The organism is Curtobacterium sp. MCSS17_015 (genome assembly GCF_003234265.2).
GTDB lineage: Bacteria > Actinomycetota > Actinomycetes > Actinomycetales > Microbacteriaceae > Curtobacterium.
Window position 1 is genome coordinate 3,089,133 of sequence record NZ_CP126256.1, and the last position, 24,274, is coordinate 3,113,406.

20 protein-coding genes are annotated in these 24,274 nt (G+C 68.4%); 1 reads left to right on the plus strand and 19 read right to left on the minus strand.

What is annotated here, in order from left to right; all coding sequences use genetic code 11:
- Nucleotides 1–46 precede the first annotated feature (46 nt).
- From fusA to DEJ18_RS14885, 18 genes are all read right to left on the minus strand, one after another.
- Complete coding sequence (gene fusA, locus DEJ18_RS14800; RefSeq protein ID WP_111079989.1) at nucleotides 47–2,161, minus strand: elongation factor G; 2,115 nt, start codon at nucleotides 2,159–2,161, stop codon at nucleotides 47–49.
- Nucleotides 2,162–2,249: 88 nt separating this feature from the next.
- Complete coding sequence (gene rpsG / locus DEJ18_RS14805) at nucleotides 2,250–2,720, minus strand: 30S ribosomal protein S7 (protein ID WP_110824254.1); 471 nt, start codon at nucleotides 2,718–2,720, stop codon at nucleotides 2,250–2,252.
- Between the two features lie 5 nt (nucleotides 2,721–2,725).
- Nucleotides 2,726–3,094, minus strand: coding sequence for a 30S ribosomal protein S12 (rpsL, locus tag DEJ18_RS14810; protein WP_058728453.1), 369 nt, complete (start codon nucleotides 3,092–3,094; stop codon nucleotides 2,726–2,728).
- A 261-nt stretch (nucleotides 3,095–3,355) separates the two neighbouring features.
- On the minus strand, nucleotides 3,356–4,549 hold the full coding sequence (locus tag DEJ18_RS14815) for a hypothetical protein (RefSeq protein WP_111209998.1): 1,194 nt from the start codon (nucleotides 4,547–4,549) through the stop codon (nucleotides 3,356–3,358).
- 75 nt (nucleotides 4,550–4,624) lie between these two features.
- On the minus strand, nucleotides 4,625–5,080 hold the full coding sequence (locus DEJ18_RS14820; RefSeq protein ID WP_111209997.1) for a DUF6121 family protein: 456 nt from the start codon (nucleotides 5,078–5,080) through the stop codon (nucleotides 4,625–4,627).
- A 41-nt stretch (nucleotides 5,081–5,121) separates the two neighbouring features.
- Entirely contained in the window at nucleotides 5,122–5,751 is a 630-nt protein-coding gene (locus DEJ18_RS14825; protein ID WP_111209996.1) for a CBU_0592 family membrane protein, read from the minus strand.
- A 173-nt stretch (nucleotides 5,752–5,924) separates the two neighbouring features.
- The gene (locus DEJ18_RS14830; RefSeq protein ID WP_111209995.1) at nucleotides 5,925–6,656 is read right to left on the minus strand and encodes a hypothetical protein; all 732 of its coding nucleotides are present in this window, start codon (nucleotides 6,654–6,656) and stop codon (nucleotides 5,925–5,927) included.
- A 1-nt stretch (nucleotide 6,657) separates the two neighbouring features.
- Nucleotides 6,658–7,437, minus strand: coding sequence for a hypothetical protein (locus tag DEJ18_RS14835; RefSeq protein WP_111209994.1), 780 nt, complete (start codon nucleotides 7,435–7,437; stop codon nucleotides 6,658–6,660).
- Nucleotides 7,434–8,486: a type IV pilus assembly protein PilM gene (gene pilM / locus DEJ18_RS14840; RefSeq protein WP_111209993.1), complete on the minus strand. Its 1,053-nt coding sequence runs from the start codon at nucleotides 8,484–8,486 to the stop codon at nucleotides 7,434–7,436. Before pilM ends, DEJ18_RS14835 begins: the two co-directional genes overlap by 4 nt.
- Before the next feature lie 101 nt (nucleotides 8,487–8,587).
- The gene (locus tag DEJ18_RS14845; RefSeq protein WP_258376870.1) at nucleotides 8,588–9,445 is read right to left on the minus strand and encodes a prepilin peptidase; all 858 of its coding nucleotides are present in this window, start codon (nucleotides 9,443–9,445) and stop codon (nucleotides 8,588–8,590) included.
- Nucleotides 9,442–11,277, minus strand: coding sequence for a hypothetical protein (locus tag DEJ18_RS14850; protein WP_111209992.1), 1,836 nt, complete (start codon nucleotides 11,275–11,277; stop codon nucleotides 9,442–9,444). The genes DEJ18_RS14845 and DEJ18_RS14850 overlap by 4 nt, the downstream gene beginning before the upstream one ends.
- Nucleotides 11,278–11,290: 13 nt before the next feature.
- Nucleotides 11,291–11,980 carry a hypothetical protein gene (locus tag DEJ18_RS14855; protein WP_146241508.1) on the minus strand — a complete coding sequence of 230 codons (690 nt, stop codon included), beginning with the start codon at nucleotides 11,978–11,980 and terminating at the stop codon, nucleotides 11,291–11,293.
- On the minus strand, nucleotides 11,977–13,338 hold the full coding sequence (locus DEJ18_RS14860) for a prepilin-type N-terminal cleavage/methylation domain-containing protein (protein ID WP_111209990.1): 1,362 nt from the start codon (nucleotides 13,336–13,338) through the stop codon (nucleotides 11,977–11,979). Before DEJ18_RS14860 ends, DEJ18_RS14855 begins: the two co-directional genes overlap by 4 nt.
- Before the next feature lie 78 nt (nucleotides 13,339–13,416).
- Complete coding sequence (locus DEJ18_RS15925; protein WP_111209989.1) at nucleotides 13,417–13,851, minus strand: type IV pilin protein; 435 nt, start codon at nucleotides 13,849–13,851, stop codon at nucleotides 13,417–13,419.
- A 184-nt stretch (nucleotides 13,852–14,035) separates the two neighbouring features.
- Nucleotides 14,036–15,259 (minus strand): type II secretion system F family protein, encoded by a 1,224-nt coding sequence (locus tag DEJ18_RS14870; RefSeq protein ID WP_111209988.1) that lies wholly within the window; start codon nucleotides 15,257–15,259, stop codon nucleotides 14,036–14,038.
- Entirely contained in the window at nucleotides 15,259–16,881 is a 1,623-nt protein-coding gene (locus tag DEJ18_RS14875) for a type IV pilus twitching motility protein PilT (protein WP_181434146.1), read from the minus strand. Before DEJ18_RS14875 ends, DEJ18_RS14870 begins: the two co-directional genes overlap by 1 nt.
- A gap of 17 nt (nucleotides 16,882–16,898) precedes the next feature.
- A complete protein-coding gene (locus DEJ18_RS14880; RefSeq protein WP_111209987.1) occupies nucleotides 16,899–18,569 on the minus strand; it encodes a GspE/PulE family protein in 1,671 nt (556 codons plus the stop codon).
- Nucleotides 18,570–18,759: 190 nt separating this feature from the next.
- A complete protein-coding gene (locus DEJ18_RS14885; protein WP_111209986.1) occupies nucleotides 18,760–19,785 on the minus strand; it encodes a GNAT family N-acetyltransferase in 1,026 nt (341 codons plus the stop codon).
- Between the two features lie 56 nt (nucleotides 19,786–19,841).
- On the opposite strand from DEJ18_RS14885, the gene DEJ18_RS14890 reads away from it, so the two are divergent.
- Nucleotides 19,842–20,240: a VOC family protein gene (locus DEJ18_RS14890; protein WP_111209985.1), complete on the plus strand. Its 399-nt coding sequence runs from the start codon at nucleotides 19,842–19,844 to the stop codon at nucleotides 20,238–20,240.
- Nucleotides 20,241–20,368: 128 nt separating this feature from the next.
- Here DEJ18_RS14890 and DEJ18_RS14895 read toward each other — a convergent pair whose 3' ends face one another.
- Entirely contained in the window at nucleotides 20,369–24,250 is a 3,882-nt protein-coding gene (locus DEJ18_RS14895) for a DNA-directed RNA polymerase subunit beta' (RefSeq protein WP_111209984.1), read from the minus strand.
- Between the last annotated feature and the right edge of the window lie 24 nt (nucleotides 24,251–24,274).

Below are 24,274 nucleotides of genomic sequence, written 5' to 3' on the forward strand. Positions count from 1 at the left end.
AGGGGCCCGTCGCCGGGCACCCTCGCCTGGGGATGACGCGGGAGCGTCAGGCCCCGGTGCTCTTCTGGATGATCTCGTCCGCCACGTTGCGCGGGACCTCGTTGTAGGTCTCGAACACCATGGAGAAGACAGCACGACCAGAGGTCTTGGAGCGCAGGTCGCCCACGTACCCGAACATCTCGGACAGCGGGACGCTCGCGCGGACCACCTTGACGCCCGACGCATCGGTCATCTCGGAGATCTGACCACGACGCGAGTTCAGGTCGCCGATGACGTCGCCCATGTACTCCTCGGGCGTACGGACCTCGACGGCCATGATCGGCTCGAGCAGCACGGGACCGGCCTTGCGAGCCGCTTCCTTGTACGCGATCGAGCCGGCGATCTTGAACGCCATCTCGGACGAGTCGACGTCGTGCGCCGCACCGTCCTTGAGGATGGCCTTGACACCCACGGTCGGGAAGCCGGCGAGCACGCCCACCTGCATCGCGTCCTGGATACCAGCGTCGACCGAGGGGATGTACTCGCGCGGGACGCGGCCACCGGTGACGGCGTTCTCGAACTCGTACACCTTCTCAGCGGTGACGGGCATCGGCTCGAGCGCGATCTGCACCTTCGCGAACTGACCGGAACCACCGGTCTGCTTCTTGTGGGTGTAGTCGTAGCGCTCGACGACCTTGGTCAGGGTCTCGCGGTAGGCCACCTGCGGCTTGCCGACGTTCGCCTCGACCTTGAACTCGCGCTTCATGCGGTCGACGAGGATGTCGAGGTGGAGCTCGCCCATGCCCTTGATCGTCGTCTGACCGGTCTCGGCGTTGAGCTCGACGCGGAACGTCGGGTCCTCTTCGGCGAGCTTCTGGATCGCGGTGGAGAGCTTCTCCTGGTCGGCCTTGGTGTTCGGCTCGATCGCGACCTCGATGACCGGCTCCGGGAACGTCATCGACTCGAGGACGACCTGGTTCGACGGGTCGCACAGGGTGTCACCCGTGGTCGTGTCCTTGAGACCGATGACCGCGTAGATGTGGCCGGCGGTGACCGAGTCGACCGGGTTCTCCTTGTTGGAGTGCATCTGGAAGATCTTGCCGATGCGCTCCTTGCGGCCCTTGGTCGAGTTGATGACCTGGGCGCCGGAGTCGATGTGACCGGAGTACACGCGGACGTAGGTGAGGCGACCGAAGAACGGGTGCACCGCGACCTTGAACGCAAGCGCCGAGAAGGGCTCGGTGGCATCCGGCTTGCGGATGATCTCGACCTCTTCGTCCTTGACGTCGTGGCCGATCATCGGCGGGACGTCGAGCGGCGACGGCAGGTAGTCGATGACCGCGTCGAGCATCGGCTGCACGCCACGGTTCTTGAAGGCCGAGCCGCAGAGGATCGGGTAGACCTCGGAGTTGATCGTCAGCTTGCGGATCGCAGCCTTGATCTCTTCCTTGGTGAGCTCCTCGCCGCCGAAGTACTTCTCGAGCAGCGCGTCGTCGGTCTCCGCGACACGCTCGACGAGCTTGGCGCGGTACTCCTCGGCGCGGTCCTTGAGGTCCGCGGGGATCTCCTGGACCTCGTACTGGGCGCCCATGGTGACGTCACCCTTGGCATCGCCCGGCCAGACCTTGGCGTGCATCTCGATCAGGTCGATGACGCCCACGAAGTCGTTCTCGGCACCGATCGGGAGCTGGAGCACGAGCGGCTCCGCACCGAGGCGGTTGATGATCGTGTCGACGGTGAAGTAGAAGTCCGCACCGAGCTTGTCCATCTTGTTGACGAAGCAGATACGGGGGACGTTGTACTTGTCCGCCTGACGCCACACGGTCTCGGACTGGGGCTCGACGCCCTCCTTGCCGTCGAAGACGGCGACCGCACCGTCGAGGACGCGGAGCGAACGCTCCACCTCGACCGTGAAGTCCACGTGACCCGGGGTGTCGATGATGTTGATCTGGTTGTTGTCCCAGAAGCACGTCGTCGCGGCCGACGTGATCGTGATGCCGCGCTCCTGCTCCTGCGCCATCCAGTCCATGGTGGCTGCGCCGTCGTGGACTTCACCGATCTTGTGCGTGATGCCCGTGTAGAACAGGATGCGCTCGGTGGTCGTGGTCTTGCCGGCGTCGATGTGCGCCATGATGCCGATGTTGCGGACCTTGTTCAGGTCGGTGAGCACGTCCTGTGCCACAGGGTTCCTCCGAGAGAGTTGTAGGAGAGGGTGGCGGCCGTCCGGGTGCCTCGGCTGTTGACCGAGGCACCCGGACGGTGCCGGATGACTACCAGCGGTAGTGCGCGAAGGCCTTGTTCGACTCGGCCATCTTGTGGGTGTCCTCACGGCGCTTGACCGCGGCACCGAGACCGTTCGACGCGTCGAGGATCTCGTTCATGAGACGCTCGGTCATCGTCTTCTCGCGACGGGCCTTGGCGTACGAGGTCAGCCAGCGCAGCGCGAGCGTGTTCGCACGGTGCGGCTTGACCTCGACCGGGACCTGGTAGGTCGAGCCACCGACGCGGCGGCTGCGGACCTCGAGGGTCGGACGGACGTTGTCGAGCGCCTTCTTGAGCGTCGTGACGGCGTCCTGGCCGTTCTTGGAGGAGACCCCTTCGAGTGCGTCGTAGACGATGCGCTCGGCGAGGCCCTTCTTGCCGTCGAGGAGGATCTTGTTGACGAGCTGGCTGACGACGGGAGCGCCGTAGACCGGATCGGCGACGACGGGGCGCTTCGGGGCGGGACCCTTACGAGGCATCTAACTCAACCCTTCTTCGCACCGTAGCGGCTACGAGCCTGCTTACGGTTCTTGACGGCCTGGGTGTCCAGGGCACCACGGATGATCTTGTAGCGGACACCCGGGAGGTCCTTCACACGACCGCCGCGGACGAGCACCATCGAGTGCTCCTGCAGGTTGTGGCCCTCACCGGGGATGTAGGCCGTGACCTCGGTGCCGTTCGAGAGCTTGACACGAGCGACCTTGCGCAGTGCCGAGTTCGGCTTCTTCGGGGTGGTGGTGTAGACGCGGGTGCACACGCCACGCTGCTGGGGGTTCGCCTTCAGGGCGGGCGCCTTGGTCTTGACGACCTTCGGCGTACGACCCTTGCGAACGAGCTGCTGGATGGTAGGCAACTGTTCTCCTGGTTCTTCGCTCGTGCTCTCTGGCCGACGCGGTCCGTCGGCTTCCTCATCCCACACGGACCACCGCCTGACGGCGGGGAAGACTGGGGATGGAGTGATCAGGAGGCCGGAGGCCTGCAGGATCTGGGCGCGCCCGAAGGCGCACACCCAGAAGAGCCTAGCCGTCGGACCCGCTGAAATCAATCCGCGGCAGCCCCGGCACCACGCCGTCCACCCAGGGCGAGAACGGCGTCGCTGCGGGGAACGGGATGCTCAGGAGCCGGAGTCGCTGCTGCCGTTGGCGACGGCGGGAACGAAGGTGGCGCCGTCGTCGTCGAAGCCCGTGATCCACCCCGACGCGTTGACGTCGATCGGACCGGCCGTCGCCCTCCCGCGCCCGGCCGGGCCGGTGAAGTCCGCCGTGAAGCTCGCGGAGCCCGGGGAGCGCGTCTCGACCAGCCATCCCTTCGACGACCACGCGCCGACCCCGACGGCCGGACGGGCGTCGAGCGTCCACTTCTGGTTCGTGTAGGTGTTCGCCGGGTTCTCGCCGTACGCGTAGAAGCTGCACCCGTCGGGCGTGGCCGTGGGCGATGCCACACAGCCGTCCACCCACGAGTCGACCGCCTTGCTCGCCGCCTGCTGGCCCGCGTCCGTCAGGGTCGTGGCGAGCACGACGGGGGTCCCTGGGGTCCCGAACCCCCGGACGGCAGCCGTCGACGCATCTGCCGTGAACCACTTCCCACCGTCGGCCGAGACCTCGTAGGAGCCGGGGAACGCCCGCAGCGCGACCGCACCCAGGTCACCGGTCGTCACCTGGGCCCCGGCGACCTGCACCCCGCTGCGGGTCGGCCCCTGCACGACGACCTCGACCGAACCGAGGGACGGCGGCTGCAGCTCCCAGACGGGGAACACGCCCCAGTCGGTGCCGGTGCGCTCGAGTTCGAAGGTGGCCGGCACGCTCCGGCCGGCCTGGGTCAGCAGCACTCGCACGGTCGCCCGGTCGTCACCTTCGTCGACGGAGGTGATCCGGTGCGCCGTGATCTTGTCGCCCGCCTCGGCGTACGCGGCATCGGTGAGGAGCACGTCGTCGGTGTCGCGGTCGATGCCCGCGGACTCGAGCGCGTCCGACAACCGACCGTCCTCGACGTCCTGCAGGAACGCCTGCACCGGCCGTTCCGCCGAGTGGCTGTCCGATCCGACCGACCAACCGATCCCACCGGCGACCACGAGGAGCACGAGCGCTGCCGCCCCTGCGACGATGCCGATCACCGCACCCTTGCGCAGCCCCCGCCGGGGGCGGCCGGGGCCGTGCCCCGGGCCACCGGCGGACGCATCCGGCTGCCCCGACGGGGGGCCGCCCGGCGCAGGCGCGGTCATCACGGCGGGGAGCACGGCGTCCCCGCGCAGGGTGTCCGCCCCCGGCACCGATCCCCAGCCCGGTACGTGGTCAGGTCCGTCGGTCATGAGTCCCCCAAGGTGCGATCGGTCAGCCCGTCTCGGAATCGTACCGGGCGGGACGGAGGTGGGGCGGGCCTCCCGTCAGTCCTGTGGACGGACCGGTGCCGCTTGCTGCCCCTGTGGACGAGGCGCCTGCCACCGCACCGCCGAGATGCCGCCGACGACCGTGACGAGCGCGACCACGACGCCGCCGACGACGAACGGACTGAGCGCGTACCCGGCCGGGAAGACGAGCAGTTCGGCGGCGTCCGACCGGACGAGTGTGTAGCCGACCGCCCCCACGCCGAGCATCACGAGGTAGGTCGTCGCAGCGGCGACGAGCCCGGTGACGACCGGGTTGCCCTCGCGCGCGCCCGTCGCGGTCGCCAGGAAGACGACGACCGCGGCCCCGACGACCATGCCGGGTCCGAGGTACGGGGTGGCGTCCGGCTGGCGGATCGCCTCGACGTCCGCGAGCAGCGCTTCGAAGCCCGTCACGGCGATGACGAGCGCGATGAAGAGGACGGACGCCATCGTCGCCACCAACCACCGGGACATGCGCCGATCGTAGCGCCCTGCGGAGGGTCCGGGTCCGGCCGCTACGGGGCGTCCGCGGGTTCGGGCTGCGCCGTGTCCCGCTGCGCGGCCCCCTGCTGTTGAGCGTGCTGCTGGTGGGCCGCCTGGACGAGCGCCAGCGCGATGGTCGCCGTGATGACCGGGACCGTCTCGGTCATCGGCGCGGGAGCATCGTGGCCGACGGCCGGGCCGGTGCGGTCACCGTCAGCGGACGGGAGGCCCGGGGTCGGGGCGACGACGGTCGTCGCGTCCGCCACGTGGGACGTCGGCGCCTGCTGCGGTGCCGGTTCGCGACCGGCCTCGACCAGGTCGTGGTCGCGCAGCGCCGGACCGATCACCGGGAGGACCGCGGTCGTGGTGGGCGGCTCCGCGTGCAGCTCGGGCGTCGGCTGCACACCGGCCGTACCCCGACGTCGACGCACGACCATCCGGACGAGCACCACGGCGGCGACGGCGGCCCAGATGCTGTTCACGATCGTGGACGGCACGGCGTTGTGCGCGGCCACGTTGACGGCGATCGCGACACCGCCGACCAGGTTGAACAGCTGGTAGACCGGGCCGTTCGCGATCTTCCCGAGGGAGAACAGGATGTAACCGACGAGGACGGTTACGGCTCCGAACCAGCCGAGGAACTCCACGACACCGACCAACACGAGCGACTCCGGGCACGACGAGGGACGCCCGTTCCGAGGGGACGTCCGAGAGGGAGATGGGCAGCCGCGAGCGCGGGCCCGAGCAGCATCGTAGAGGCACGGAACGCCCCGGCGGAAGCGGGTCCGGCGTGGCGGCGGGACCCCTTCCGGGGGGCGTTCTGCGGGGATGGGGGTCAGCCGGCGGCGTCGGAAGCTGCGGCCGTGCCCGACGCGTCGGCATCGATGTCGAGGACGTAGACGTAGCCGCCGAAGTTCCAGGTCGTGGAGGACGTCTCGGTGGATTCCGCCGACGGCTCGGAGGCGGACGACGTGATCGACGTCACGAGGTACAGCCGGGACAGGTCCTGTACCTCGGTCGCGAAGGCCATCGCCTGGTCGAACGAGCCGTCCACCGACACCGTGACGGGGATCACGGAGAAGTTCTCCCCGGTGATCCGCGCGTCGGTCGTGACGCCCGGCGGCGAGGGCGTGGCCGATGCGGACGGCGCGGGGGTCGCAGTGGGCGGGGCCGCCGGCTCGGTCCCGTCGGTCGCGGTCGACGCCGCTTCGGCGACCGGCGGGATGTAGGCGGTCGCGTCCGAGGTGGTGATCGTCGAGACCGTGACTCCTGCCGTCGTCGCTGCCTGGTCGACCTCGTCGTAGAACGCGGACATGCGGTCCGACGACGGCACGGAGGCCTGCAACTCGGCAAGTGCCGTCCGCATCTCGGGCAGGGTCTTCGCCTGCTGCCGCAAGCGGGCGAGTTCGCCGGACTTCACCGCGTTCTCGTGCTCGACGGTCGCCTGCTGGGCACCGTCGGTCGCCGCACGGCTGAGCTGGGGTTGCACGCCGAGGAAGAAGCCTGCAGTCGCGACCACCACCATGGCGAGCACGGCCAGGACCATGTTGAGGTGGTTCCGGGTCATGTCATTCCCCCTTCTTCTGCGGGAGGTACTTGCCGTCGAATGCTCGCTCGTCGACGTGGATGGTCATGTTGACCGTGTAGTGGCCACTCGTCTCCTCGAGCGTCACGGAATTGACGGTCGCGTCGACGAAGCCGTCCAACGATCGAACCGCCTCGAGCCAGTCCGGCACGGTCGGCAACGTCTGGCTGATCGCGTCGAGCGTCAGCGTGGCGACCCGCCTGCCCTGCAGGGGCGCATCGGTCTGTGCGTACGGCTCGAGCGGGGAAGCCGAGTCGACGCCCACGCCGTTGATGACGACGCCCTCGGGGAGGGATGTCCGCACCTCTCGCAGGTACGGCCCCCACGCGATCTCGGTCGACCCTCCGACCGCCTGTGCGGACTCCAGGAGCGACGTCGAGGTCTCGGTCGTCCGCACTTCCTTGTACTGCGCCTGCTGCTGCAGGAGCGAGAGCGTCTGCGCCTGTGCGTTCGCGAGGTCGTCCGTCGCTCGGGTCGCCACGAGGGAAGCGCCTCCGATGCCGATGCCGACCGCCACCGCGACGACGACGACTCCCGCCCACAGACGACCGACGACCCGTCGTTCACGCCGGTGAACCAGCACCTCGGTCGGCAGGAGGTCCGCACGCGGACGGGCGCCGACGACCGGACCGTTGCCGGCCCCACGTCGGGGCTGGCGCTTCGACCGCTGCGCGGTCTCCTCGACGACGCGGCGCTCCGGGCTCACACTCGTGCGCCCACGCGCCCCGGCGAACCGCGGCTGCTTCATCTTCGCCTCGCTCATGCTGCCTTCCCTCCGACAGCGAGCCCCCACGCCACCGTGATCGACGAGGCGTGGGTCTGGAGGTCCTCGGGGCGGATCGACTTCGCGAGCCCGGCGTGGGTGAACGGCTCACCGCGTCGGACGGGCAAGCCGGTGGCCTCAGCGAGCGCCGACGCGAAGCCCGGCAGCTCAGCCGCACCGCCGACCAGCAGGACCTCGCCGACGGGCTCGGACGGGTGGGTGTTCACGAAGTAGTTCATCGTGTTCCGGAGGCTCGCGAGCAGCTCTCCGACCGTCTCCCGGACCGCGGCGACCGCAAGGGCGTCGTCGCGGGTCCGGGCACGGGTCGAGTCCATACCGAAGTGACGCTTCACGGACTCCGCTGCGGATGCTGGGACTTCGAGACGGCCAGCCAGCAGCCGGGTCACGTCCTCGCCTCCGGTGGGGATGATGCGCACGAACTTCGGCACGCCGTCGGTGACGACCACGACCGTGGTGGTGTTGCCGCCGCATTCGACGATGGCCGTGGTCCCGCTCCGCTGGGACGGCGAGAGGACGCGCGCGAGGGCGAACGGGATGAGGTCGACCGCGACCGGGTTGAGGCCGGCGGTCTGGACCGCGCGCACGTTCGCGAGGACCGCGTCCTTCACGGCGGCGACCAGGAGACCGCTGACCGTCGGGCCGTTCTCGCTCGTCCCTTCCGAGGTCGGGTAGAAATCGAGGATCGCGTCCACGACCGGGACCGGCAACATGTCCTGGACCTGGAACGGCAGTGATTCCCTGATCTGCGCCAGCGGAGCCTTCGGCACGGTCAGGTCACGGGAGAGCACGCGCTGGTTCCCCATCCCGAGGACGACGTCGCGCGACCGGAACTTCCCGACGGACCACAGCTGGCGGAGGGTGGCCGCGACCGTGTTGGGCTCGACCACCTCGCCCTGCCGCGTGGATCCCTCGGGCACCGGCACCTCGGCGAAGCGGAGGATCACCGGCTTCGCCCGATCTGCGTCCTGCACCTCGACAGCGCGGATCGAAGCCGCGCCGATGTCGACGCCGACGATGCTCTTGGCCATGACGGCCTCCTTCCGTGCCGCCGCGGAGGAGCTCTGCGGAGGATGGTGCATGCCCGGGCCGGACGCCGGGAGGACTTGGTGGGTTCGCGGTCGAGGGCTGATCACGAGAGCCCGAGGAGCCCGAGGTACATCGCCCAGAGCGGTGGACCGAACGCGATCCCGAGCCAGGCGCCGACGAGCATCCAGGGGCCGAACGGGATCCCGCTCCGCCGTCCGGCTCGCCGCACGGCGACCAGGGCGATGGCGAAGATACCGCCGAGGAGGAACGCACCGAAAGAACCCACTGCGAGGGGTCCCCATCCGAGGTACGCCAGGGCGAGCCCGAGCACGACGGCGAGTTTCACGTCCCCGAACCCCATACCGCCGGGCACCGCCACGGCGAGCCCCAAGTAGGCCCCGCCGAGGATCACCGCTCCGACCGCGCCCCGCCCCAGCGCTGCCCAGTCGCCGGACAGGACGGATGCCGTGATCAGCAGCACCGGCATCACCACGGAGGCCGGCAGCACGATCCGGTTCGGCAACGTGTGGGTGTCGAGGTCGATGAGCGCGAGCGCCACGCTGAGCGCCATCAGGTACAGGTACGCGACGAGCACGACGAGCGCGTGGACGTCCGCTGACGCTCCCGTTGCCCCACCGGTCGCGGGCGACCAGGGCGCCGTGAGGAGGAGGAGCGTGACGACCACGAAGAGCCCGCCCGTCGCCGCCTCGACCAGCGGGTACCGTTTCGAGATACGGACGCCACAGTCCCGGCAACGACCCCGCAGCGCAAGCCACGACAGGACGGGCACGTTGTCGCGACGGCGGATCGCGTGCCCACACCGCGGGCACGCGCTGGCCGGCCGGACGACGGAGAGTCCGGCGGGGACGCGGTGGACGACCACGTTCAGGAACGACCCGACGACGATGCCCAGGACGCCGACGAGCACGACCAGGACAGGAGCGGCTGCCGAGATCGTCACGGTACCGCTGCCCCCGATGCGGTGTAGGCGGTGCGGGACTCGAGCTGCGTCGCGACGCGGTAGGTCGTGATCGTCGGTTGCGGGAACTTCGGCGGGGTGTACGTGGCGAGGGACGGGTCGTAGGCGTAGTCCTTGAAGTACCCGCTCGCCCCGCTCCCGGTCCCCACCGCACCACGGAAGTTCTGCGCGATCGATCCGTTCACGGTCAGTGTTCCCCGAGAGGACCCGAGCGTGTAGTTCTGTACCGCGAACGTGCCGTCGTTCGCGAGGATCGCCGCGTCGATCCGGCGGTTGGCCGGCTTGTAGGGCTGCTTGGCCTGGTTGACGGGGTTCCAGACCCACACCGCACGCTGTCCGATCAGTCCGAGGACCGTCGACGCCGACCGGGTCGCGGGGTAGGTGATGTCGCCGGTGACGTACAGGTAGTTCTCCGCAGCGACGGTCACCGCTTTGTCCACCGTGCCCCTCACGAAGACGTCACCGTTGTCGCAGCCGTACGGATCGGTCACGGTGTTGCCGAGGCCCGCTGTCGGGTCTGCCTCGTTGGTGCTGCCGACCTCGGGGAAACCCACCCCGTTCGACGGCAGCGTCGTGGCCGTGCTGGCGCGCGTCGTGACGTCGCACGCGGTGGCCTCCCGCTTGTACTCCGAGCTGCTCCAGAGATTGGGGTCCTGACCGCCACGCGACCGGACGGCCGGTTCGTTCTGCACGTAGATGAGGTTGTTCTTCGGGATGTCGATCGTCGCGCCGGCGGGGGTGTGCAGCTGTTCGACGTCCCCGCAACGGGCTGGCTGGCTGCCGCCCGTCAGGAAACCGCCCGCTTGTTCGGCTGCTCCCTTCACCCACGTCTTCACGGTCATCGGCGAGACGATGTTGACCTTCCCTCCGCCGAGGAAGGTGATCTTCGTGGGACCGGTGTACAGGCAGCCCGGGCCCTCCGGCGTGTCCGTCGTCGACCGGAGGTCCTCGCGCGTGTAGTCGCGGAGATCCGCGATGGTGGCCGGCGGCGTGAGCGTCGAGCTCGTCGTGGGGTTGCTCGCGAAGGTCGGCGTCGTGCCGGTGCACCCTGCCTTGGTCCAGCCGTACACGCTCTGCACGGTGCCCTGGAAGGTCGCGCCGCAGATCCGGAACTGGTCGTTCGACCGCACCGGGCCTTCGAGCAGGTCGCGTGCCGCGAACTGGATGTACTGGCAGGTCGTCCCGACGGCGAACGGCCGGTACTCACTGGTGCAGGGGACCTTGCACTGCTGACCGCCGCAGGTGGAGTTGACCGTCTCGTTGCTCACGGAGGGATCCTGGGACTCGTAGTTCGTGAAGTACAGGTAGTTGGAGAAGCCGTCCGGTCGGACGTTCGCGATGAACGTCCGTGTCGTCGAACCAGCGCGCCCCGTCGACTGCACACGGATGGCACCCTGCGATGTGAGCTTCGAGTTGTCGACCGCGTACCGGTAGGAGCCACCACTCGGAGTGCCGTCGCGCCCGGGAACGTTCACCCAACGGTCTTCGGGCCGGTACCCGAAGGCCGGATTGCCGCCGGGGCCGTCGGAGAACTTGCTCCCGCTGTCCCTGCTGAACGGAGCGGCCTCCTCGCCGTGGGTCCCGTACGAGTTGTCCGCATTGAGACGGGCCTGGTAGTCCGCGATGCCCGCGTAGGCCGCGGCCGCGGCACGCGCCCAGTCCCGGTCGTTCGTGGTGAGTCGCGCTCCGCTCGACGAGACCGCTACGAGCGTCGCGACGAGCATCATGACCACCATGCCCACGCCGACGACCGCGACGAGTGCGACGCCGCGCTCGTCGTCGCGAGCACGCAGCGTATGGAGGATCCGGATCACGATGAGGCTCCGATCAGAGGTTCGCGAGGCTGACGCTGTTCGTCAACGTCGTTGCGCGGCGGTCGGACAGGTCCGTTCCCGCGGTGATGGTGATCGCAACGCGACGGACGTTGGTCAGGTCGGTTGCACTGAGGGGGGCGTCGATCGAACCGAGCATGGTGCCTGCGGCGTTGGTGAACGTGAAGGCACGCGTGGACACGACCGACGTCGCCAACGTGCGGGTCGACATCGGCGTCGCACTCAGGGACGGCGTCGACGCCAGGGGGAAGGTGTAGTAATCACTCGCACCCACCTGGGTGCCCGCCCACTTCGTCTCGATGATCGATCGTCGGACCGGATCGAGCGTGAGCTGCACCAGCACGGGCCGCGACGCCGTCGAGGCCGTGTTGACGTAGGAGAAGAAGCGGACGCTGGTCGCACTCGCGTACTGGAAGGCGTACTGCGGTTCGTCACCCGTCGACACCGCGTTGTTCGTCGCCGATCGCAGGATCCGGGTCATCTCGTTCATCGCTGCTGCTGCCGTACGCGTGTTGTCGTTGACCGCTCGAGCCGTCACCGACGCGCGTTGCGCCGACACGAGGAAGGACCCTGCGACCGTCAGGATGAGGATGCTGAGGGTCATCGCCACGATGAGTTCGACGAGACTGATGCCGCGCTCCTCGACGAGCACCCGTCGACGCAGCTCTCTCCACCGCCGCGTCACGGCGCGCCCTTCGTCCGGGGATCGAAGAGCACCGTGCTTCCGGAGACCGTCACGTTGACGTTCGTCGCGCCGACGGAAGCGGCGAAGACGGGAGTGTTCGGCCCGAGCGCTGCCGCAGACGTCCCTTCCTTGAACTGGAAGGTCCCGTACGGCAGGGCGATGGTCGTCGCGGTCTTCGAATTCAGCCCGGTGAAGGTGTAGGTGGTTGCCGGTCGGGTCGTGCACCCGGGGTCGTTCGCGGCACTCGGCCCGGGAGTCGGAGTCGCGACCAGGACGGTGTCGGAACCCACGAGCTTCACGTCGATCAGGCCCATCGGGATCTTGGCCGTGCTCGAGTCGCCCGCGACTCCGCCGACCCCGGTGGGGACACTGGCCGCGTCCACCATGAGGTTCGACGTCGTGGGGATCGACCACGCCAAGGGGTTGACGTTGGCGCACGTCGTCTTGTCGTACTTGCCCGCGTAGACGTCGTACCCGTAGGGGAACACCCTCGTCTGCGAGGACGTCACCGTCGTCACCGTCTGACCGCGGACGAAGGACGCGGACAGACCGCTCGGCAGTTTCGGGTTGCTCCCGGCCCTGGCGTTCGCCGCGTACTGCAGCGTCACCGATGCCGGCTGGTCGAGCAGGAACGACTGGCTGGCCACGCTGCCGGCGACGGTGGCAACCTGCTTCGAGGCGGTGGAAGCGAAGTCCTCGTCGGTGTTCCCGCTCTTCGAGACCGAGACCTCGTAGGTCCCCGGCTTCACGTCGACGGCGTAGGAGCACCCGTTCGCGTCGGTCGGAGCCGGTTGCGCGGGCGGGAGCGCAGCACCGCCTCCCACCGGCCTGACGGCGACCGTCGCACCGGTGTTGGGCGCACCGTTCGCCGTCGACACCGCGATGACGATCGTCGAACTCGTGTTGCTCGCGACCGATGTCGGTGGCGCGACCAGCGTGTCGATGTCGACGGACCGCTGCTTGCTCGACGTTCCGTTCGACCATGCAACCTCGACGTTGACGCGCTTGTAGGCGAGGACACCGTCTCCCGCTCCGCATGCGTTGTCGGAGCCTGTGGACGTGATCCAGTTCACCGATCGGGTGACGGTGTACTGCTGCCCACCGACCTGCGCCGGACTCGACGAGTTGGTCACGGTGAAGACGTCCTTGACGCTCCGCACGCGGTCGATCTCCTGCGTGGCGAGGTTCAGCGCAGCCTCGCGCGAGCGGTTGTCCTGCGTCAGGTAGATGCTCGAGACGATGCCCGCGGCGACCCCTGCTGCGATCATCGCGAACACGGTCATCGCGACCATCACCTCGATGATGGTGAAGCCGTCTTCTTCGGTGTGCCGTGCGCGGAGGCGCTCTACGAGACGCACGACGTTCCTCTCGACTTCGGGGTGCGATGACGGACAGGAGCGGGCCGCGCTTCCGCGCGACCCGCTCCCGGAGGAGGATCAGGCGCTGCAGGCGCTCGACTTGACGCCGCTGTCCTGGGTGACGCTGAAGACGTTGCCCGCGTTGCTCTTGACCTCGATGCAGAACTTGCCGTCGGCTGCGTTCGCTCCGCTCTTGAGGGCAGGAGCGACGCCGGTGGACGAGTAGGTCGACGCCGTGTAGCCGTCGTTGCCGAGATTGGTCAGGTCAGCCGGGTTCTTCTGGTTCTGCGTGAACGATGAGATGACCGCAGTCTTCGCGTTGGTGAGGTCCGACTTCGCGGCGGAGTCCTTCGCGTTGTTCTGCACGCCGATGTACACCGGGATCGCGATCGCGGCGAGGATGCCGATGATGATGACGACCACCAGGAGCTCGATGAGGGTGAAGCCTTTTTCCTTGTCCTGGAGGAGACCCTTGCGGCGAGCGTCGAGCTTGCCCATGAGAGCGAAGTGCATTGTGGTTTCCGTTCTGGGGAATGCAATGGGGGATGATGCCGGGGACTGCTCCGCCGCGATGTCAAAGCTAATCGGGGCTCGCACGCCGCATAATCCCGAGAACGGGGGGCAGATGCGAACGAAATACCCCCACTACCGGGGGTGCGGCGGAATCGTTCTACCCCCGTGGAGGGGGCAGCCACTACTACTTGATCAGGCTCGTGATCTGGAAGATCGGGAGATAGAGCGCCACGATCATCCCGCCGACCACGACGCCGAGGAAGGCGATGAGCAACGGCTCGATCAGGGACGTCAATGCTTCCGTGGTGGCTTCCACTTCATTGTCGTAGAACACCGAGATCTTCTCCAGCATTGTCTCGAGTGACCCGGCGTCCTCTCCGACGGAGACCATCTGCGAAACCATGGAGGGGAACACCGACTCCTTCGTCAACGGGCCGGCGATCGTGTCTCCCTTTCGCACTGCTTCAGCAACGCGGTCCACTGCGGACTCGATGACGGAATTCCCTGCGACCTGGCCGGCGATCTGCAGCGCCTGGAGAATGGGAACTCCGGCGGCGATCATGTTCGAGAGATTGCGTGAGAAACGAGCGATGACGATCTTGCGCGTCAATGCACCGAACACCGGCAGGCGGAGTTTCATCGGATCGATCACCGATCGGACCTTGGCCGAATTCTTGTTCGCCCGCCACCACAGCCAGGCCACGATCACCAACGGGATGAGAACCGGCAGGACGAACCGCATCGCGTGAGACGCGTAGACCAGCACCATCGTCGGCAACGGAAGCGTGCCTCCGAGGCTCGAGAACATGTCCTGGAAGATCGGCACGATGAAGATCAGCATGATCGCCACCGCGGCGAGCGACATGATGAGCACGACGACCGGATAGGTCATGGCGGACTTGATCGTGGTCCGGAGCTTGTGCTCCTTCTCGAAGTTCGTCGCGATCGAGTCCATCGCCTGGTCGAGGAACCCGCCGGTCTCCCCCGCCCGGATCATGTTGATCATGATCGGCGGGAAGTCGACGGGGTACTTCCCCACGGCGTCCGAGAACGACACCCCCTGCTCGACCTCGTCGCGCACCTTGCCGAGGATGCCCTTGAGCTTTTTGCTCTCGGTCTGGTCGGCCAGGATCGTCAACGCGCGGAGCAGTGACAGCCCCGACGACAGCATCGTCGACGCCTGCCGGGACATGATCGCGAGGTCCTTGAGCCCGACGCCCTTCTCGAAGCCGGGGATCTTGATCTCGGTCTGCAGGCCGGTGCCGGCCTTGGCCTCGGTGATCGCGATCGGCGAGACACCCATCCCCCGGAGCCGCTGGACGACGGCACCCTCGGAGGCGGCGTCGAGCCGACCCTTGACCAGCTTGCCGGAGCCGTCGCGGCCGCGGTAGTCGAACGCGAGGGACATCAGTAGCCTCCGGAGAACTTGTCGCCGAAGTCGATCCCGCTGGCGGCGATGGCGTCAGCGGAGGCGTCCGACGGTGACTCGACGCGCTGCACGAGCCGGTCGAAGCCCTCCAGGTCGTGGACCTTCTCGAGCGCCGCCTTGCGGGTGATGGTGCCCACGTTGACCAGTTCGGCCAGGTCCTGGTCCATGGTGTGCATGCCCGCGTCCCGCCCCGCCTGCATTGCCGAGGTGATCTGGTAGGTCTTGCCCTCGCGGATGAGGTTGCCGATGGCGGGGGTGGTCTTCATGATCTCGGTCGACACGATGCGGCCGGTGCCGTTCGCCTTCGGGACGAGGGTCTGACAGACGACGCCCTCGAGGGTCGCGGCGAGCTGCGTACGGATCTGCCCCTGCTGGTGCGGCGGGAAGACGTCGATGACGCGGTCGATCGTGCCGGGGGCGCTCTGCGTGTGCAGCGTGGCGAAGACGAGGTGGCCGGTCTCGGCGGCGGTCAGCGCGACCGAGATCGTCTCGAGGTCGCGGAGCTCGCCGATGAGGATGACGTCCGGGTCCTGGCGGAGGACGTGCTTCAGGGCGCGGGCGAACGAGTGCGTGTCCGCCCCGACCTCACGCTGGTTGATGATCGCCTTCTTGTGCTCGTGCATGAACTCGATCGGGTCCTCGACCGTGACGATGTGGTCGGCACGGGTCTCGTTGACGAGGTCGATGAGCGCGGCGAGCGTCGTGGACTTGCCGGAGCCGGTCGGGCCGGTGACGAGGACGAGTCCGCGGGACAGCTTGGCGAACTCGCCGACGTGCTCGGGGATGCCGAGCTGCTTGAGCGTCTTGATCTTGGTGGGGATGATGCGGAAGGCCGCACCCCAGTTGCCGCGCTGCTGGTAGTAGTTCACGCGGAAGCGGTACTCCGGCGACAGCGAGTACGCGAAGTCGAGTTCCTGTTCCTGGTCGAACTGCGCCGCCTGGTCGCCGGACAGCAGTGTCTTGAGCGCCGCGATGACCTTGTTGCGGGCCCACGGGCCTCCCGGCACGGCGGGTCGGAGCGACCCGTCGACCCGCACGGTCGGCGGTGCGTCCGCGGTCACGTGCAGGTCCGATGCACCCTGGTACACGACCTGCGCGAGTGCGGTGATCAGGTCGGAGTCGGCGACCTCGCGCGCGTGCCGCGTGAAGTTGATCTCGGGGCTGCCGCTGGGCGCCACCATCGCGACCGGCGTGCGGGCGGCGACGGTCTGGAGGTTCGTGGTGACGGCGGCGGGCGCCACCGGCAACCGCTCGGTGGCCTGGTACGAGTCGTACCCGTAGCTCGCCGTCGACGGCGGGACGGCGGCTGGCGGCGTCGCCGGCACGGCCTGCGGCTGGGCCACCGGCACCGCGACGGGCTGCCCGACCGGCGCGGACCACGCGGCCAGGTCGTCGCCGAGGTCGTAGACGGGCGCGGACGACACGGGCGCGGGGTGCGCCGCGGCCGGCGGGTACGAGGTCGGCGGCTGCTGTCCGGCCTGTGCGAGGCGTGCGGCACGCCGTCCGCCGAGCTCGGTGCCGGGCACGCCGGGCGTTCCGGGGTGCCAGCCGGCCACGGGCTCATCGCTCGCGGGCGTCACGTCGTAGACGGAGTCGGTCATCTGGTCGTCCTCCAGGGCTACGCGACCACGCGCAGGATCTCGTCGACGCTCGTGAGACCGAGCTTGACCTTCTCCCACCCGTCCATCCGGAGGGTGAGCATGCCCTGCTGCTGGGCGACGCGGCTGATCTCGGCGCTCGAGGCACGGGCGACGGCGAGTCGCTCGATCTCCTCGGTGACCGTCATCACCTCGTGCAGGGCGATGCGCCCGCGGTACCCGGTGTTCGAGCAGACGGAGCAGCCGAGCGGGGCGAAGAACTCCGGCATCACCGCGTCAGGTGCGTCGAGGAACCCGAGGGCGTGCAGCTGCTCGGCCTCGTACACGGCGGGCACCTTGCAGCGATCGCAGAGCTTGCGTGCGAGTCGCTGGGCGACGACGCAGTCGAGCGCCGACCCGACGAGGAACGGCTCGATGTCCATCTCGGTGAGGCGGGTGACGGCCGAGGGGGCGTCGTTGGTGTGCAGGGTGGAGAGCACGAGGTGACCCGTGAGTGACGCCTCGATCGCGATCTGGGCGGTCTCGTGGTCGCGGATCTCACCGAGCAGCACGACGTCGGGGTCCGAGCGGAGGATGCTCCGCAGGGCGGACGCGAACGTCAGGCCGGCCTTCGGGTTCACCTGGACCTGGTTGACGCCGGCCATCCGGTACTCGACCGGGTCCTCGACCGTGATGACGTTGATCTCCGGCTTCGCCACGGCGTTGAGCGTCGTGTACAGCGTCGTCGACTTGCCGGAACCGGTCGGGCCGGTGACGAGGATCATGCCGTACGGCTTCGAGTAGGACTTCTGGTAGGCCGCGGCGTTGCGGTCGAGCAGGTTGAGGTCCTTGAGGGTCAGCGACGTGTTCGTGTTGTCGAGGATCCGCATGACGACCTTCTCGCCCCACACGGTCGGCAGCGTGGCGACGCGGAGGTCGATCTGCCGTCCACCGTGGCGGACGGACATGCGGCCGTCCTGCGGCTTCCGTCGCTCGGCGATGTCGATGTCGCTCATGATCTTGAGCCGGCTGATGACGCCGTTCTGGATGTTCTTCGGCGCCGGGGACATCTCGTGCAGCACGCCGTCGATGCGGTAGCGGACGCGGACCTCGTGCTCGCCCGGCTCGATGTGGATGTCGGACGCGTGGTCCTGGATCGCCTGCGAGACGAGCAGGTTGACGAAGCGGACGATCGGTACGTCGTCGAGCGCCCCGTCGCCGATGTCGACCTGCTGCTCGGTGGTGCGCCCGGCTTCTTCCTCGAGCGAGGACGTGAGGTCGTTCAGCTCGTCATCGGCGCGCAGGTAGCGGTCGAAGGCGGCGAGCAGGTCGCGCTCGTCGACCTGCAGCGGCTTGATGGGTCGGCCGGAGGCGGCACGGGCGTCGTCGATCGCCAGGACGTTGGCGGGGTTCACCATCGCGAGCACGAGGGTCTCCCCCTCGAACCCGATGCCGAGCACCGAGTGCCGTCGACAGAGCGGAGCGGGCAGCACCGAGACCGCGGTGCCGTCGACCGGGTAGTCGGTCAGCGGGACCGTCTTGGAGTTGTGCGAGGCGGCACGGGCGGTGATGTACTGCGCCTCGCTCACGACGCCCTGCTCGACGAGGGAACGGATCGCTTGCTCGTCGACGTCCTCGTGGCCGGTCATCGCGTCGAGGTACTCGATCGGGAGGGCGCCGTTGAGGATGAGGATCTCGGACAGGGTTGCCATGTGCCCCGTACCTCCTTGCTGCCGGGCGCGCCGAAGCCGCGTGGTTCGATGGGCGCCGCCAGGGGTACGACGCTCGACCACGGTACGTCCGGGCGCGTGTCCGGAGCAGTCCCAGAAGGAGGGGGCGGAGCATTCGTGACTGCACCCAGAACAGGGGTACCCGCGGGTATCGAGTGCGCGACGGCCGGTGCTAGAGCGCTGTGGACGTCGTGACGCTGACCGCACCCGCGACGAACCCGAGGCGCTCGTACAGCCCGACCGCCCCGCTCGGGTTCTCCGAGTCGACGTCCAGCGCGGCCGCCGAGAGTCCGGCGTCGGCGACGGCGCCGAGCGTCGCCGCGAGCACCAGGGGAGCGAGTCCGCGGCCGCGTGCGCGCCGGACGACACCGACCCAGTGCAGGTAGGCGAAGCTCCGACCACGAGCGGAGAACGCGCCTGGATCGGACTCCACCACGGTGAACGCGAGGACGTCCCCGTGTTCGTCGACGACCACGCGGGAGAGCTCGAGCCGGGTCTTCCTGGCCGTGAGGTACCCGTGCCAGTCCGGTGCGAGCATCGGCTGTGATCCCCAGTGGTCGCGGAAGGCGTCGTTCTTGGCGATCCGCATGCGTTCGACGTCGTCGAGCGTCGCGGGGCGCAGCACCAGGCCGTCGGGCAGGGTCGGCAGGGCGTCCCGCGCCGGAGCCTGGTCGAACACGACCTGCATGTCGACCCAGTACCGCACCGGCTCCAGGCCGAAGCGTGCGGCCAACGCGAGCGCCGACGAGCCCTGCGGCGCGGTGAGGTCGATCGCGCCCGGCAGGTCCACGTCCAGTGCAGCGAGGTGCTGCCGTCCCCGACCGGTCTGCCACGCGAGCAACCGCCGCCCGACGCCCTGTCCGCGGTACGCGGGACGCACCGACCCGGCGAGGAGCACACGGGCGGCGGTGTCCCGGCTCGGGACCGCGATGACGATGGCGTACGCGTGGACATGCCCATCAGCATCGGTGCCGACCACCGTGTCGCGGGCTGGGTCGAGTCCTGCTGTGGACAGCCGGTGGGCGAAGTCCTCTGGGGAGGGGTGCGTCTGCGGGTCGTCCACGGCGGCCGACTCCACGGCCACGTCGTGCACCGCCGGCAGGTCGGCCTCGGTGGCCGGTCGGAAGGCCAGCCCGCCGACCGCGGTCGGGAGGTCGAGGTGGGCCGGAGCCGTGACCCGTTCACGCAGCGTCGCCATGCCCCCAGCATGCCGTACCCCTCGACGCGCCCGGTGCGGAGAGACCATGATGAGGCATGGACATCACGAGCGTGACCGTGGGGTTGCCCGTCACCGACCTCGAGGCGTCGTGCCTCTGGTACGGCGCGGTGTTCGAACGGCTCGAGCCCGACCTCGAGCCCACCGAGGGCGTCGCCGAGTACGAGGTCGGCGGCATCTGGATCCAGCTCCTCGAGGACCCGGACGCCGACGAGAACCCGGTCACCGTCCGCTTCGGCGTCGACGACGTGCTCGCCCAGCACGCACGCATCGCCGCCCTCGGCATCGACGTCGGTCCGATCGAGTGCGTCGACGGTGCCATCGACTGGTTCGACGCCCGCGACCCCGACGGCAACGTCCTCAGCCTGTACTCGCTCGCCGACGAGAGCGGTCGGGATCCCGGCGGTCGCGGCAGCGACGCGGGCCGCTCGGTCTGACGGCCGGCACGCGCCGGACGCGAGGCCCGTGCGGACCCGCCCCGCGCCTCCTGGCCGCCGCACGCACGCGACGCGAGAAGGCCCCCCGCATCCGAGGATGCGGGGGGCCTTCTGCTGTCAACTCACGCTCAGTTGTACGTACCCGGCGTGAAGTCGTCCGACGAGAAGCTGTCGAAGTCGACGAAGCTCAGGTCGGCGTCCGAAAACGACGAGTCGTCCGCGAAGATGCGGTTCGGGTACCGCTCCGCCTTCGCCTCTTCCGTCGCGTTCACGTCCACGTCGCGGTACCGGCTGAGGCCCGTCCCGGCGGGGATGAGCTTACCGATGATGACGTTCTCCTTGAGGCCCACGAGCTGGTCCTGCTTGCCCTCCATGGCCGCCTGCGTCAGGACGCGGGTGGTCTCCTGGAAGGACGCGGCGGACAGCCACGACTCGGTCGCGAGGGACGCCTTCGTGATGCCCATGACCTCCTGGCGAGCCGAGGCGGTCTTGCGACCCTCCTGCAGCGCCGCCCGGTTGATCGCGTTGTAGCGCGACCGGTCGACGAGCTCACCCGGCAGCAGGTCGGTGTCGGCGTGGTCGACGACGGTGACCTTGCGGAGCATCTGGCGGACGATGACCTCGATGTGCTTGTCGTGGATCGGCACACCCTGCGAGCCGTACACGTCCTGCACACCGTTGACCAGGTGCTTCTGGACCTCACGGACACCCTTGACCCGGAGGACTTCCTTCGGGTCGACGGTGCCGGCGATGAACTGCTCGCCGAGCTCGACGTGCTGGCCGTCCTCGATGAGGAGGGTCGCACGCTTGAGCACCGGGTAGATGAACGGCTCGTCGCCGTTGTCCGGCGTGAGGATGATCCGACGGCCCTTGTCCGTGTCCTCGATCGTGGCGCGGCCGGGGGCCTCGGCGATCGGGGACGCGCCCTTCGGGGTGCGGGCCTCGAAGAGCTCGGTCACGCGCGGCAGACCCTGCGTGATGTCGTCGGCCGAGGCCGAACCACCCGTGTGGAAGGTACGCATCGTCAGCTGGGTACCGGGCTCACCGATGGACTGGGCGGCGATGATGCCGACCGCCTCACCGATGTCGACCAGGTTGCCCGTGGCGAGCGACCGGCCGTAGCACTGCGCGCAGACACCGACGGCCGACTCGCAGGTCAGGACCGAGCGCACCTTGATGCTCTCGACACCCGCCGCGAGCAGCTTGTCGAGGAGGACGTCACCGACGTCCTCGCCGGCCTCGGCCACCACGGTGCCCGAGGCGTCGACGGCCTCGGTCGCGAGGGTGCGCGAGTAGACGGTGTTCTCGACGCGCGGGTCGCGGACGAGCTTGCCGTCTGCGCCCATCGTCGCGATCGGCAGCTCGAGGCCACGGGTCGTCCCGCAGTCGTCCTCACGGATGATGACGTCCTGCGACACGTCCACGAGACGACGGGTCAGGTAGCCCGAGTCGGCGGTACGGAGAGCCGTGTCCGCCAGACCCTTGCGAGCACCGTGCGTGGCGATGAAGTACTCCGCCACGGTCAGGCCCTCGCGGTACGAGTTGATGATCGGGCGGGCGATGATCTCACCCTTCGGGTTGTTCACCAGACCACGCATACCGGCGATGTTGCGCACCTGCAGCCAGTTACCACGAGCACCCGACGACACCATGCGGTTGATGGTGTTGTCGACGGGGAAGTTGTCGCGCATCTCCTGCGCGATCTCGTTCGTGGCCTCGGTCCAGATCTTGATCAGGTCGGCGCGACGCTCGGAGTCGGTGATCAGACCCTTGTCGAACTCACCCTGGACCTTGGCGGCCTGGACTTCGTAGCCCGCGATGATCTCCTTCTTGCGAGGAGGCGTCACGACGTCCGACAGCGCGACGGTCACACCGGAGCGGGTGCCCCAGTAGAAACCGGCGTCCTTGATCCGGTCCAGCGCAGCGGCCGTCTCGGTCTTGGAGTAGCGCTCGGCGAGGTCGTTGACGATCGCGGAGAGCGTGCCCTTGTCGGTGACCTTCTGGACGAACGGGTAGTCCGCCGGGAGGGTCTCGTTGAAGAGCGCACGGCCCAGGGTGGTCTCGAGGAGGATCGGCTGACCGACCTCGTAGCCCTCCGGCGCCTCACCCTCGGCGAAGTGGACGCCCGACATGCGGATCTTCACCATCGCGTTGAGGTGCAGCGTGTTCTGGTCCTTCGCGAGGATCGCCTCGGCGACGGAGGAGAACGCCCGGCCCTCACCCACGGCGCCCTCGCGGACGGTCGTCAGGTGGTGCAGACCGATGATCATGTCCTGCGCGGGCAGGGTCACCGGACGGCCGTCGGACGGCTTGAGGATGTTGTTCGAGGCGAGCATCAGGATGCGGGCCTCGGCCTGCGCCTCGACCGACAGCGGCAGGTGCACGGCCATCTGGTCACCGTCGAAGTCCGCGTTGAACGCAGCACAGACCAGCGGGTGGAGCTGGATGGCCTTGCCCTCGACGAGCTGCGGCTCGAACGCCTGGATGCCGAGACGGTGCAGCGTGGGCGCACGGTTCAGCAGCACGGGGCGCTCGCGGATGATCTCCTCGAGCACGTCCCACACCTGGGCACGCGAACGCTCGACCATGCGCTTGGCCGACTTGATGTTCTGCGCGTGCGACAGGTCGATGAGGCGCTTGATGACGAACGGCTTGAACAGCTCGAGCGCCATCTGCTTGGGCAGACCGCACTGGTGCAGCTTGAGCTGCGGGCCGACGATGATGACCGAACGGCCCGAGTAGTCGACGCGCTTGCCGAGCAGGTTCTGGCGGAAACGACCCTGCTTGCCCTTGAGCATGTCGCTCAGGGACTTCAGGGCGCGGTTGCCGGTACCCGTGACCGGACGTCCACGACGACCGTTGTCGAACAGCGCGTCGACCGCTTCCTGCAGCATGCGCTTCTCGTTGTTCACGATGATCTCGGGGGCACCGAGGTCGAGCAGGCGGCGGAGACGGTTGTTGCGGTTGATCACACGACGGTAGAGGTCGTTGAGGTCACTCGTGGCGAAGCGGCCACCGTCGAGCTGCACCATCGGGCGCAGCTCCGGCGGGATGACCGGCACGACGTCGAGCACCATCGCGGCCGGCGAGTTGCCGGTTGCGAGGAAGGAGCTGACGACGCGCAGACGCTTGATCGCACGGATCTTCTTCTGGCCCTTGCCCTCGGCGATCTGCAGACGCAGTGCCTCGGCCTCGGCGGCCAGGTCGAAGGCCTCGAGCCGCAGCTTGATCGCCTCGGCGCCCATGTAGGCGTCGAAGTAGATCCCGAAGCGGTCCTGGAGCTCGTGGAAGACGGCGTCCTCGGGCTTGAGGTCGCCCACCTTGAGGTTGCGGAAGTCCTCCCACACGCGCTCGAGACGGGTGATGTCCTCGTCGAAGGACTTGCGGACCTGGGACATCTCCTTCTCGGCGGTGTCCTTGGTCCGACGCTTCACGTCGGCCTTCGCGCCCTCCTCTTCAAGGGCTGCGAGGTCGTCCTCGAGCTTCTTGAGGCGGTCGGCGATGATCGAGTCGCGCTGGTTCTCGAGGTTCTTGATCTCGAGGCGCATCTCGTTCTCGAGGCCGGGCATGTCGGCGTGACGGCCCTCCTCGTCGATGCTGATGATCATGTACGCCGCGAAGTAGATGACCTTCTCGAGGTCCTTCGGGGCCATGTCCAGCAGGTAGCCCAGGCGCGACGGGACGCCCTTGAAGTACCAGATGTGCGTGACGGGCGCGGCGAGCTCGATGTGGCCCATGCGCTCACGGCGGACCGAGGACTTGGTGACCTCGACGCCGCAGCGCTCGCAGACGATGCCCTTGAAGCGGACACGCTTGTACTTGCCACAGGCGCACTCCCAGTCGCGGGAGGGACCGAAGATCTGCTCGCCGAACAGACCGTCCTTCTCGGGCTTCAGGGTGCGGTAGTTGATGGTCTCCGGCTTCTTGACCTCGCCGTACGACCACTGGCGGATGTCCTCGGCGGTCGCGAGACCGATCCGAATGGCATCAAAGGAAGTTGCTTCGAGCAATGTTCTTCTCTCTTGCTGAGTTCG